The organism is Streptomyces sp. NPDC030840, from assembly GCF_055572015.1.
In genome coordinates this window covers 70,417-82,182 of sequence record NZ_JBVIEE010000025.1, presented here as the reverse complement: position 1 = coordinate 82,182, position 11,766 = coordinate 70,417, and the positions used below count along the sequence as shown (strand labels likewise).

At 69.8% G+C, this 11,766-nt stretch carries 9 protein-coding genes; 4 read left to right on the top strand and 5 right to left on the bottom strand.

What is annotated here, in order from left to right; genetic code table 11:
• Positions 1–21 precede the first annotated feature (21 nt).
• On the top strand, positions 22–2,442 hold the full coding sequence (locus ACZ49J_RS37380; protein WP_467450523.1) for a galactose oxidase-like domain-containing protein: 2,421 nt from the start codon (positions 22–24) through the stop codon (positions 2,440–2,442).
• 21 nt (positions 2,443–2,463) lie between these two features.
• Here ACZ49J_RS37380 and ACZ49J_RS37375 read toward each other — a convergent pair whose 3' ends face one another.
• The 3 genes from ACZ49J_RS37375 to trhA form a co-directional block, all read right to left on the bottom strand.
• Positions 2,464–3,195 carry a Mut7-C RNAse domain-containing protein gene (locus tag ACZ49J_RS37375; protein ID WP_467450522.1) on the bottom strand — a complete coding sequence of 244 codons (732 nt, stop codon included), beginning with the start codon at positions 3,193–3,195 and terminating at the stop codon, positions 2,464–2,466.
• 65 nt (positions 3,196–3,260) lie between these two features.
• Complete coding sequence (locus tag ACZ49J_RS37370) at positions 3,261–3,917, bottom strand: TetR/AcrR family transcriptional regulator (protein WP_467450521.1); 657 nt, start codon at positions 3,915–3,917, stop codon at positions 3,261–3,263.
• Between the two features lie 203 nt (positions 3,918–4,120).
• Positions 4,121–4,834 (bottom strand): PAQR family membrane homeostasis protein TrhA, encoded by a 714-nt coding sequence (gene trhA, locus ACZ49J_RS37365; RefSeq protein WP_467450520.1) that lies wholly within the window; start codon positions 4,832–4,834, stop codon positions 4,121–4,123.
• 330 nt (positions 4,835–5,164) lie between these two features.
• On the opposite strand from trhA, the gene ACZ49J_RS37360 reads away from it, so the two are divergent.
• Positions 5,165–7,000: a phosphoenolpyruvate carboxykinase (GTP) gene (locus ACZ49J_RS37360; RefSeq protein WP_467450519.1), complete on the top strand. Its 1,836-nt coding sequence runs from the start codon at positions 5,165–5,167 to the stop codon at positions 6,998–7,000.
• Positions 7,001–7,586: 586 nt separating this feature from the next.
• Here the strand turns inward: ACZ49J_RS37360 and ACZ49J_RS37355 are convergent.
• Entirely contained in the window at positions 7,587–8,006 is a 420-nt protein-coding gene (locus tag ACZ49J_RS37355; protein WP_467450518.1) for an SCO4983 family protein, read from the bottom strand.
• Positions 8,007–8,384: 378 nt separating this feature from the next.
• Positions 8,385–9,596, bottom strand: a complete 1,212-nt coding sequence (locus ACZ49J_RS37350; protein WP_467450516.1) for a pyridoxal phosphate-dependent aminotransferase — start codon at positions 9,594–9,596, stop codon at positions 8,385–8,387.
• A gap of 125 nt (positions 9,597–9,721) precedes the next feature.
• Here ACZ49J_RS37350 and ACZ49J_RS37345 point away from each other — a divergent pair, with 125 nt between their 5' ends.
• The gene (locus tag ACZ49J_RS37345; RefSeq protein ID WP_467450513.1) at positions 9,722–10,537 is read left to right on the top strand and encodes a hypothetical protein; all 816 of its coding nucleotides are present in this window, start codon (positions 9,722–9,724) and stop codon (positions 10,535–10,537) included.
• A gap of 290 nt (positions 10,538–10,827) precedes the next feature.
• Positions 10,828–11,763, top strand: a complete 936-nt coding sequence (locus tag ACZ49J_RS37340) for a trypsin-like serine peptidase (RefSeq protein WP_467450512.1) — start codon at positions 10,828–10,830, stop codon at positions 11,761–11,763.
• The last annotated feature ends 3 nt before the right edge of the window (positions 11,764–11,766 follow it).

Sequence of the window (11,766 nt, the reverse complement as noted above, 5' to 3'; positions counted from 1 at the left end):
CGGACGAGACCAGGACTCCGGATGAGAGCGTCGCGGAGGACGTCGTTGCTGGCCGTGGGCGCGCTGGCCGCGGGCCTGCTGCTCGCCGTACCCCAGCCCGCGTCCGCCGCCAACCTCATCAAGAACCCCGGCTTCGAGACCGCCGGCACCGACGGCATGCCGTACTGCTGGGAGAAGTCCGGCTGGGGCGACAACGACTTCACCTTCTCCACCGTCTCCGGCGCCCACTCCGGCTCGAAAGCCATGAAGGTCGAGCTGACCCGGCGCGTCGACGGCGACCGCAAGGCCATGATCACCGAGACGGCCGAGTGCGCGCCGGTGGTCACACCGGGCAAGCAGTACGACCTGTCGCTCTGGTACAAGACGACCACACCGGACGCGAACGTCACCCTGTTCCGGCACGACACCACGGCCGGCTGGCAGTACTGGACCGACCTGAAGACGCTGGAGATGGCGGGCAGCTGGACCGAGGCCTCCGTCCGCACCCCCGCGGTCCCGGCGGGCACCGACCGCATCACCTGGGGCGTGTCGGTGTACGGGACCGGATCGGCCACCACCGACGACTACACGATGGAGCAGGTCGCCGACCCGGTCCCCGAGCCCGAGTGCACGGGCACGGCGGACGAGTGCGCGAACGGCCGGTGGGACGTCCTGCCCACCCAGAACCCCGTCCGCTCCATGCACTCCGTCGTCCTCAAGAACGGCAAGGTGCTGCTGATCGCCGGCTCCGGCAACAGCGAGACGATGTTCGAGGCGGGGACGTTCACGTCGGCGGTCTACGACCCGGTGGCCGGAACGTACAAGGTCATCCCCACGCCCAAGGACATGTTCTGCGCCGGCCACGTCCAGCTCGACGACGGGCGCGTGCTCGTCATGAGCGGCAACAAGGCGTACCCGGTCCCGGGCGGGCACGGCTACGAGGGCTACAAGGACTCGTACATCTTCGACCCGGTCACCGAGACCTACAGCAAGACCAACGACATGAACGACGGCCACTGGTACCCGTCGGCCACCGAGCTCGGCAACGGTGACGTCATCTCGTTCGGCGGCCTGCGCGAGGACTCCTCCGGCTCGGTGACCGCCGAGCTGTGGTCGGACGCCGAGCAGAAGTGGCAGCCGCTGTGGAAGGTCAACCAGACCTGGTCGTTCTGGGGCCTGTACCCGTCGATGATCCTCATGCAGGACGGGCGGCTCTTCTACTCGGGCAGCCATGTCTTCGGCAACAACATCCCGGGCACAGGTTCGGCGATCTACGACTACGACGCCAACTCGGTCACGCAGATCCCCGGCCTGCAGAACAAGGACCAGCGTGACCAGTCGGCGAGCGTGCTGCTGCCCCCGGCCCAGGACCAGAAGGTCCTCACGATCGGCGGCGGCAACATCGACTCCAACCCCGAGGCCAACCGCCTCACCGACGTCATCGACCTGAAGGCCGCGAACCCGTCGTACGTCGCCGGCCCGCCGCTCCCGCAGGGCACCGTCGACACGGGCAACGGTCCCGTCCCGCAGACCGGCAACCAGGGCAAGATGTACGTCTCCGCGGTGCTCCTGCCCGACGGCAAGGTCCTGGAGACGGGCGGCGCGCTGCACAACCGGGCCGACCCGGTGTACGAGTCGTCGATCTACGACCCGGCGACGAACACCTTCGACCCGGTGGCGGCCGACCCCGAGGCCCGCGGCTACCACTCGTCCGCGTTCCTGCTGCCCGACGGCCGGGTGATGGCCACGGGCGACAACCCGGGCAACGGCTCGTGGAACCACGACGTGTCCATCTACACGCCGCCGTACCTGCTCAAGGGCGAGCGCCCGACGATCACGTCCGTCATCGACACGGAGTGGCAGTACGGCGACACGCAGCGCATCACGGTCGACCGGCCCATCGCCAAGGCGGAGCTGATCCGTCCGGCGGCGGTGACGCACTCCTCCGACCCGAACCAGCGCTTCGTGGACCTGCCCCTGTCGGTGGACGGCAACAACGTCGACCTGAACGTCACGAGCAACCCCAACCTGGCGCCGCCCGGCTGGTACATGCTCTTCGCGGTCGACGCGAACGGCGTGCCCTCGGTGGCGAAGTGGGTGCACCTCCAGGGCCCGTCGGCGCTGGCGGCGCTGTCCTCCACATCGTCCGACGACACCGCCTCGGCCCATATCCACTCCTTCGCCGACTCCCTGACAGGCAAGGTCACGGGGCCCGGCAAGAAGAGGAAGTCGCAGAAGGTCAGCACCGCGATCTCGGGCTGCGACCGCCACTACGGCTCCGCCAACGTGTGCGTGCCGACGGACTTCCCGTCCGAGGTCGAGCCCACGACGAAGGCCCGCTGCACGTGGCTGAAGGAGCACGACTACGGGCGCCTGAAGGTCAACGGCAAGGACGACCCGCTGAGGCTGGACAGGAATAGGGACGGGGTGGCGTGCGGGAAGGGTGACGTGAGGAAGGGCTAGCCGTTCGAGGGGCGCTGCCCCTCAACGGCGCTCGGAGCACAACGCGAGGGCGCGCACCACGATCGCTTCCAACTGGTCGTGGTGCGCGCCCTTCCAGTACGCCCGCCCACACTCCTCACACTGCGCGAACACGTCGTACGACCGCCGCGTCCCGCCCTCCAACTGGTCCACGACGTCGTCCTTCGCCGCGTCCCTGAGCAGCCCGTTGCAAGCTGTGCAGCGCGTCCAGGGCCGCAGCTCGGGCGCGAACCGGTCGAGCACGTCGTCGAGTTGATCGTCCGGCCGCGTGCTGTACACGAACGCCCCGGCCCACAGCTCGCGCCGCCGCAGCAGCCCCCGGTCACGGCTGAGCATGACCCGGCGTTCCGCGGCGGAGCGCGCCGCGAGGGCGGGGTCCCCGATGTCGGTGGACTCGTAGGCCGCGTCGACGCCGAGGAGGCGCAGCCGGCGGGCGAGGGTGCCGAGGTGGACGTCGAGGAGGAAGCGGAGCGGGGCGCCGGGCACACGCTGGGGGCGGGCCACGGGCCGCACCTCCACGGTCTCTCCCGGCCCGGCCACATGGGAGACGGGAACCTCACGCCCGTCGGCCACCAGCGCGCCGACCTCGGTCAGGGGGACGCCCAGCGACTCGATGACGTGGCCGAGCGTGGAGACGCCGTCGGTGACGACCTTCGTGGCGCCCTTCCGCCGCCCCTGGGGGACGAAGAGTCCCAGCTCGGGGGCGAACTCGACGTGGATCTCAGGTCCGTTCACCGGATCAGGATGTCATGGCCGCCCGCGGCCGGCCGGTGGTTTTCCGGTGCCCCGCGCGGCCGGGGTCACCGTTTCCTCGGGAGGCTCTGGAAGGTGCCCAGGGTGCGGTCGACCACGTCCATCAGGTCGTCCTGGTAGTCGCGCTCGGCCCAGTAGATCATCGCTTCGAGGAGCGCGCCCATCAGGCCCATCGCGTAGACCCGCACTTCGAGGTCGTCCTCGTCGCGTCCCGTGCGCTCGGCGAGCGCACGGCACATCAGACGGCCCGTGACGGACATGGTCTCCATCATCCGCGAGCGCACCGCGGGGACCGAGACCAGCAGCCCGATCCGGAGCCTCATCGCCTCGTCCCCGAAGTCCGGCGTGCCGGCGACCGCGAGGGCCAGCGACTGCCGGATCGACCACCGCACGGACTCCAGCACCGGCTCGTCCGCCGGACGCGCGCGCAGCAGGTCTTCGACGAGGACGTCGTACTCGTCCGTGAGGACGATGTCCTCCTTGGTGGGGAAGTACCGGAAGACGGTGCTGGGAGAGACCTCGGCCTCCTCGGCGATCTGCTCGATGGTCGTCGCCTCGTACCCCTGCTCCTTGACCAGCCGGTAGGTGGCGTCCCTGATCGCGGTGCGTGTCTTGAGCTTCTTGCGCTCCCGCAGGCTCAGCCGGCGCTCCGCCTCCGGGGGGCGGCGGGCCGTGTCCGGAACAGGAGTTCGTGCCGTGGTCATGTCGCTCATTGTCGGCCATGGGTCCGGCCCGGAGCCAGATCCGGAGCCGCGCCGTCCGGTACCGGGGCCTGTGGGTCACTCCGGGGCCCATGACGGTTACGGACAGTGATGCCCGGGTTGGTCCTGACGCGCGAAGTGGCCGCGGCTTGCGAGCCGCGGCCACCGAGGAGGAGTTGGCCGGAAGAACCGGCAGGACGGGAGGGTCAGGCGTGCTGATAGGCCACGAGTGAGATGCCGACGTAGTGCACGACGAACGCGGCGAGGGTGAAGGAGTGGAAGACCTCGTGGAAGCCGAACCAGCGCGGTGACGGGTTCGGGCGCTTGATGCCGTAGATCACGCCGCCCGCGCTGTAGAGGACGCCGCCGACGATCACCAGGACGAGGACGGCGATCCCGCCCGTCCGCAGGAAATCGGGGAGGAAGAAGACGGCGGCCCAGCCCATCGCGATGTAGCAGGGGGTGTAGAGCCAGCGTGGGGCCCCGATCCAGAACACCCGGAAGACGATGCCCGCCAGTGCGGCACCCCAGATGCCCCACAGCAGCCACTGTCCCTTGCTGTCGGGCAGGAGCAGCAGGGTCAGGGGTGTGTAGGTGCCCGCGATGATCAGGAAGATGTTCGCGTGGTCCAGGCGGCGCAGGACGGCGTCCATGCGCGGGCTCCAGTCGCCTCTGTGGTAGAGCGCGCTGATCCCGAAGAGCAGGCAGGCCGTCAGCATGTAGATGCCGCAGGCTATGCGTCCCCGCGTCGAGTTCGCGAGCGCGGTGAGCACCAGACCCGCGACGATCACGGCCGGGAACATGCCCGCGTGCAGCCAGCCTCGGAGTCGTGGCTTGATCGGATGCGGCAGGGAGAGCGCGGCGGGACCGCGGTCGGTGACCGGCAAGTCCGTGGGCGCGTCGGAGGCGGACGCAGTCATGACCCGCATCGTACCTACGGCGCCGTAAGTGACCTATCAGTCCGACAGGTTGGGCGCTCAAGAGTGGCCATGCTCTCACCGGTCGCCCGAATCCGGGATACCGGTGGTGAAGTGCCGGTGACAGGGCGAAACCGGATGGGCGAATTCTACCGAGTGGTGATGGTCACGTCGCTCAGGTGTGAGGTCCTCTGGACATATGGGCGGATGCGTCGGATGATCAAATGAGTGCGGTCGGCACCGGATGAGCGCCAGAAGATCCATCTGGCGAAGCATCCGGGTCGCGGCCCCCACGGGGCGTCCCAATGAAAAATCCCTCATTTAGGAGCAATCGTGGCGCAGGACATCGCGGCTCCCCCAGATACCGTCCCCACCACCCACCGGGAACTGATCGCGTGGGTGAACGAGATCGCCGAACTGACGCAACCGGACAGCGTGGTCTGGTGTGACGGATCCGAGGCCGAGTACGACCGGCTCTGTGCGGAGCTTGTCGACAAGGGCACCTTCAGGAGGCTCGACCCGATCAAGCGCCCCAACTCCTACTACGCGGCATCCGACCCGACCGACGTCGCCCGGGTCGAGGACCGTACGTTCATCTGCTCCGAGCGGGAGGAGGACGCCGGCCCGACCAACCACTGGAAGGCCCCCGACGAGATGCGGGAGATCTTCCGGGGCAGGGACGGCGACGGCGGCATCTTCCGGGGATCGATGCGCGGCCGGACGATGTACGTCGTCCCGTTCTGCATGGGGCCGCTGGGCTCGCCGCTCTCCGCGATCGGCGTCGAGATCACCGACTCCGCGTACGTGGCGGTGTCCATGCGCACCATGACCCGTATGGGGCAGCCGGTGCTGGACGAGCTGGGCTCCGAGGGCTTCTTCGTGCGTGCCGTGCACACGCTCGGCGCCCCGCTGGAGCCGGGCCAGGCGGACGTGCCGTGGCCGTGCAACAGCACCAAGTACATCTCGCACTTCCCCGAGACGCGCGAGATATGGTCGTACGGCTCCGGGTACGGCGGCAACGCGCTGCTCGGCAAGAAGTGCTACGCCCTGCGCATCGCGTCCGTGATGGCGCGCGACGAGGGCTGGCTGGCCGAGCACATGCTGATCCTCAAACTGACCCCGCCCTCCGGCGAGTCGAAGTACGTGGCCGCGGCCTTCCCCTCGGCGTGCGGCAAGACGAACCTCGCCATGCTGGAGCCGACGATCTCCGGCTGGACCGTCGAGACGATCGGCGACGACATCGCGTGGATGCGGTTCGGTGAGGACGGGCGCCTCTACGCCATCAATCCCGAGGCGGGCTTCTTCGGGGTGGCCCCCGGCACGGGCGAGCACACCAACGCCAACGCGATGAAGACGCTGTGGGGCAACTCGGTCTTCACGAACGTCGCGCTCACCGATGACAACGACATCTGGTGGGAGGGCATGACCAAGGAGACCCCGGCGCACCTCACGGACTGGAAGGGCAACGACTGGACGCCGTCCGCGGACGCCCCGGCAGCCCACCCCAACGCCCGCTTCACGGTCCCCGCCTCGCAGTGCCCGATCATCGCGCCCGAGTGGGAGGACCCGAAGGGCGTGCCGATCTCGGCCATCCTCTTCGGCGGCCGCCGCGCCACGGCCGTGCCGCTGGTCACCGAGTCCTTCGACTGGAACCACGGCGTCTTCCTCGGCGCGAACGTCGCCTCGGAGAAGACCGCGGCGGCCGAGGGCAAGGTCGGCGAACTGCGGCGCGACCCGTTCGCGATGCTGCCCTTCTGCGGCTACAACATGGGCGACTACATGGGCCACTGGGTCGAGGTCGCCAAGGGCAAGGACCCCGCGAAGCTGCCGAAGATCTACTACGTCAACTGGTTCCGGAAGAACGACGAGGGCAAGTTCGTCTGGCCGGGCTTCGGTGAGAACAGCCGTGTCCTGAAGTGGATCGTGGACCGGCTGGACGGGCGGGCCGAGGGCGTGGAGACGCCGATCGGCATTCTGCCGACGAAGGAGGCCCTCGACACGAACGGTCTCGACCTGTCGGAGTCGGACCTGGACTTCCTCCTCACCGTCGACAAGGACGTGTGGCGTGAGGAGGCGGGGCTGGTTCCCGACCACCTCAACACCTTCGGTGATCACACGCCCAAGGAGCTGTGGGACGAGTACCACGCCCTGGTGCGGCGCCTGGGCTGACACCCGTGGCTCCGCGGCCGGCCCGACATTGCCCTGACCTGCGACGTCGTCACGGTCGGCCGCGGTGAGCGATCCCTGAAGAGGCAGGTGCCCGGACAACGCGTCCGGGCACCTGCCTCTACGGCTCTGCTGCGGCTGATTGTCCCCGGAGCGGGCGGGTACTCGGGGTGGCGCACGATCGAAGGCGTGCCGGAGGAGTACGGGAGGAGTGAGGTCCCGTGGCAGCTGGTGGCTTCTCCTCGCATGACCGTTCCGACGAGCCGAGGCGCCCCGGGGATGGCCCCCGTGGGGGTGGCCCCGCGGATCCGCGACAGCGCGGTACCTGGCCGGTGTGGCTGCTGGTCGTCCTGATGCTGCTCGTTTTCGCCGCTCTGATGGTTCTGCTGGGCTGATCGCGTGCGGTGACCAGTGGGGTGCTGCCTGGTGGTGGCGGTTCTGGCACGGGGGCATGGAGCGCCGGGGTTGTGACGGGCCCCGGCGCTCCGCCGTGGCTGGGGTGGCCGCCGTGCTGTGGCGCCCGGTCCGCACGTCGCTGCGGGTGCGCGCGGACCGGGGCCGCTCGTGGGAACCCCCGGCGGGGGAGGGCTCAGCCCGTGGTGGTCAGCTCGCCGGCCAGCGCCGCGGTGTGCGCGTCCATGCGCTCGGCGGAGAGGATCGCGGCCGCCGTGTCGGCACGGGACGCGGCGACGACGAGGGCGCGGCCCGCGAGGGTGTGCGCCCGCTCGTGGAGTGCCGCGGTGCGCGCGTCGTGGCCGGCGGCGGACGCCGACGACCGCACGGGCGGCCGCCCGCCCCGCAGCCGGGCCACCTGCCCGGCCAGCCGCTCCGCCGCCACGTCCAGGTCGTCGGACGGCGCCAGCGCGCGGAGCTCGTCCGTCACGGTCAGCAGCGCCGCGAGATGACCCGCGAGCTGGATGTCCAGCTCTTCCTCGCGGGAGCGGTGGGGGAAGTCGGCGGTGGTGCCGGCCATCGTGTGGACCGACTTGGTGCGGATCGGTTCGTACATGGGATGGCCTCCAAGCTCTCGTCCACCCATCCTAGCTTAGATTTCGTCTAAAGTTGAGTGGAGTCCGAAATCTTCAAGGGGCCGCAAAGAAAAGGGTCCGGGCCACCGTCCCGAAACAGCGAACCCTGCACGCGTCGCCCCGGACCCGAAGGGGACCTGCCCGGGAGGCAGCCAGGGGCGCAGCCCCGGGCCAGGCCCCGGCCCCGGGCCCAGACCCGGGCCCAGACCCGGGCCCAGACCGGCCCCGAATCCAGACCCGCCCCGAACTCGGACCGGCCCCGGACCCTGACTCGGACCCGCCCGGGTCCGGACCCGCCCGGGCCCGGACCCGCCCGTGTCCGGACCCGGCCCGGACGCCCGGGCGAAGCGAGCGCAGCGCTACGGCTGGCTGTAGCCGTCCAGGAAGTTGCCGATCCGGGTGATCGCTGACGTCAGGTCCGCCACCGTCGGCAGGGTCACCACGCGGAAGTGGTCGGGTTCCGGCCAATTGAAGCCCGTGCCCTGGACGACCATGATCTTCTCGCGGCGCAGCAGGTCGAGGACCATCCGGCGGTCGTCCTTGATCTTGAAGACCTTCGGGTCCAGACGCGGGAACAGGTACAGCGCGCCCTTCGGCTTCACGCACGTCACGCCCGGGATCTGCGTCAGCAGGTCGTACGCCACGTCCCGCTGCTCCTTCAGGCGGCCGCCCGGCAGCACCAGGTCGTTGATCGTCTGGCGGCCGCTCAGCGCGGCCACCACACCGTGCTGTCCCGGCATGTTCGCGCACAGCCGCATGTTCGCCAGGATCGTCAGGCCCTCGATGTAGGAGTCGGCGTGCGCCCGCGGGCCGGAGATCGACATCCAGCCCACCCGGTAGCCCGCCACCCGGTACGCCTTCGACATGCCGTTGAAGGTGAGGGTCAGCAGATCGGGCGCGACCGAGGCCGTGGGGCGGTGGGTGGCGTCGTCGTACAGGATCTTGTCGTAGATCTCGTCCGAGCAGACCAGCAGGTTGTGGCGGCGGGCGATGTCGGTGAGCCCTTTGATCATCGCCTCGTCGTACACCGCGCCTGTCGGGTTGTTCGGGTTGATGATGACGATCGCCTTGGTGCGGTCGGTGACCTTCCGCTCCACGTCGGCGAGGTCGGGCATCCAGTCGGACTGCTCGTCACAGCGGTAGTGGACCGCCGTACCGCCGGAGAGCGAGACCGCCGCCGTCCACAGGGGGTAGTCCGGGGCCGGTACGAGGACCTCGTCGCCGTCGTCCAGCAGGCCCTGCATCGCCATGACGATCAGCTCGGAGACGCCGTTGCCGATGAAGACGTGCTCGACGTCCGTCTCGATGCCGAGGGTCTGGTTGTGCATGACGACCGCCCGGCGCGCGGCGAGCAGGCCCTTGGCGTCCCCGTACCCGTGGGCCGACGACACGTTGCGGAGGATGTCCTCCAGGATCTCGGGAGGGCACTCGAAGCCGAAGGCGGCCGGATTGCCGGTGTTGAGCTTGAGGATGCGGTGTCCCGCCGCCTCAAGCCGCATCGCCTCCTCGAGCACCGGGCCCCGGATCTCGTAACAGACGTTGGCGAGCTTGGTCGACTGGATCACCTGCATGTCCGCGAGCTTACGGCCCGGTAACGCATCCTGTGGCGTGTTTTCCACCACGTGAGCCGACCGCTATGGGTACATATGCGCCTCTGCTGTCTCATGAACCCCGAAGGTCCCTACAATGCGCGCCCATGTCCAGCCACCCTCAACGCAACGACACGGCATACGGAGTGGACGCGGCGAACGGCGCGAACGGGATGACCGGCCCATCCGGGGAGGAGAGGGGTCTCCAGGGTCCCCCGAACGTGTACCACCCGTACGGTGACGCCGACGCGGCGCCCGTCTACGACGCGTACCGGGACCCGGCCGCCGCACACGGCTGGCAGAACGCCTACGACGACACGGTGCGGATGGAACTCGTCGAGGACGGTTACGCCGGGCGGGTGTCCACGGAGACCGGTTCCGTCGGGAAGGGCGGCGTGCGCCCGGTCGAGGACGGCGTGGGAGGTGTGGGCGGGGACGGGCGCCGAAGGCGGACGGGGAGTCGCCGCCGGCCACGGAAGGGGTGGCGGGCCGGTGTGGGCGCGGGCCGGCTCGGGCGGCGCGGGGTCCTGGTCGCCGGTGGCGTGGGCGCGGTCCTCGCGGCCGTCACCATCACCGGGATTCTCGGCTCCGGCTCCTCGGGACGCGGGACCCAGGAGTCCCCGGCGACGCGGGAATCCGCCCCGGCCGGCGAGAAGCCCGGCGCGGGCGGCTCGCCCGGCGCCCCGCGGACCCCGTCGTCCCGGGACGCCTCGGAGGCGGCCGACGGAACGTCGCCCAGGTCCTCCGACGGCGCGTCGGCGAGTTCTTCAGCCGACCGCGCCGGGGCGGACCCGGCCGGCTCCGCCTCCGCCGGCGGGACGTCCTCGGCCCCGGCGGCCTCCGCCACCACGAGTGAGTCGAACAGGGGCAACTCCGGCAACAACCCGGGCCGCGGGCAGGGTTCCACCAAGAAGCCGAAGTGATGCCAGGTCAGCCGGGGTGACCCCGAGTAAGTCGTCGCGCAATCCGTCGCAATGCGGAGATCCGGTGGAGTCCGCGCAACAAGGTGCCCAAGACGGCCCCAAGTAGGTGCGCGAGGCCGCCAGTTGCCCCGATCATGGTCCACGGGCGGTCGGTCGTGGGATCAGTCGCGGACGCCGTGCGTCCGGAAAGAGCTCCTTGCTCACCCATTCCACGCCCCTCACAATGCGCATGACAAACACGCGGTGATCGGAAACCTTCCGTCACCCACGTCGCAAGAGGGGACCCCCACATGAGAAAACCTCTCGTCGCCGCAGTCTTCGCCCTGGCACTGGCCGGAGCGGGCACGGCACCCGCGGTCGCCGCGAGCGCGCCCGCGGCCGACCCCGCCTCGGTGGGCAAGGGCGCTGACACGGACACGATCACGTCCGAGGTCACGGACCTGGTCACGTCCGCCACGGCGACGGTGGGCCGGATCACCCAACCGTCCGCCCAGGCCGTCGACTTCGCCGGCACCGTCTCGCTCAGCAACTGCTCCGGCTCCGTCGTCCGGATGCCCGACTCCGAGGACAACGACCCGGCGCTGGTGATGACCAACGGCCACTGTCTGGAGTCCGGCTTCCCGGCGGCCGGCGAGGTCGTCGTCGACCGGGCGTCCAGCCGCACCTTCGGCCTGCTCAACTCCGCCGGAAGCCGCGTCGCCACGCTCCGGGCCAGCAAGCTCTCGTACGGCACGATGACGGACACGGACGTCGCGCTGTACCAGCTCACCACCACGTACGCGCAGATCAAGAGCTCGTACGGCATCAACGCGCTCACCCTCAACGACACGCGCCCGACCGCCGGAACCGCCATCAGCGTCGTCTCCGGCTACTGGAAGCGGATCTACAACTGCAACGTCGACGGGTTCGCGTACCGGCTCAAGGAGGGCGACTGGACCTGGAAGGACTCGGTCCGCTACACCTCCGCCTGCAACACCATCGGCGGCACCTCCGGTTCTCCGGTCGTCGACCAGGCCACCGGCAAGGTCGTCGCCGTCAACAACACGGGCAACGAGGACGGCGAGCGCTGCACCCTCAACAACCCCTGTGAGGTCGACGAGAGCGGCAACGTGACGGTCCGCCAGGGCATCAACTACGCCCAGGAGACCTACCAGATCCCCGCCTGCTTCGGGGTCGACAACAAGCTCGACCTGAGCGCGAGCGGCTGCGCCCTGCCCAAGCCGTAGGCG

Excerpts from the sequence above, each read along its gene's own strand:
- ACZ49J_RS37380 (WP_467450523.1), top strand. The coding sequence starts at position 22 with ATGAGAGCGTCGCGGAGGACGTCGTTGCTGGCCGTGGGCGCGCTGGCC.
- ACZ49J_RS37370 (WP_467450521.1), bottom strand. The coding sequence starts at position 3,917 with ATGACCACGGCACGAACTCCTGTTCCGGACACGGCCCGCCGCCCCCCG.
- trhA (WP_467450520.1), bottom strand. The coding sequence starts at position 4,834 with ATGACTGCGTCCGCCTCCGACGCGCCCACGGACTTGCCGGTCACCGAC.
- ACZ49J_RS37355 (WP_467450518.1), bottom strand. The coding sequence starts at position 8,006 with ATGTACGAACCGATCCGCACCAAGTCGGTCCACACGATGGCCGGCACC.
- ACZ49J_RS37350 (WP_467450516.1), bottom strand. The coding sequence starts at position 9,596 with ATGCAGGTGATCCAGTCGACCAAGCTCGCCAACGTCTGTTACGAGATC.
- ACZ49J_RS37345 (WP_467450513.1), top strand. The coding sequence starts at position 9,722 with ATGTCCAGCCACCCTCAACGCAACGACACGGCATACGGAGTGGACGCG.
- ACZ49J_RS37340 (WP_467450512.1), top strand. The coding sequence starts at position 10,828 with ATGAGAAAACCTCTCGTCGCCGCAGTCTTCGCCCTGGCACTGGCCGGA.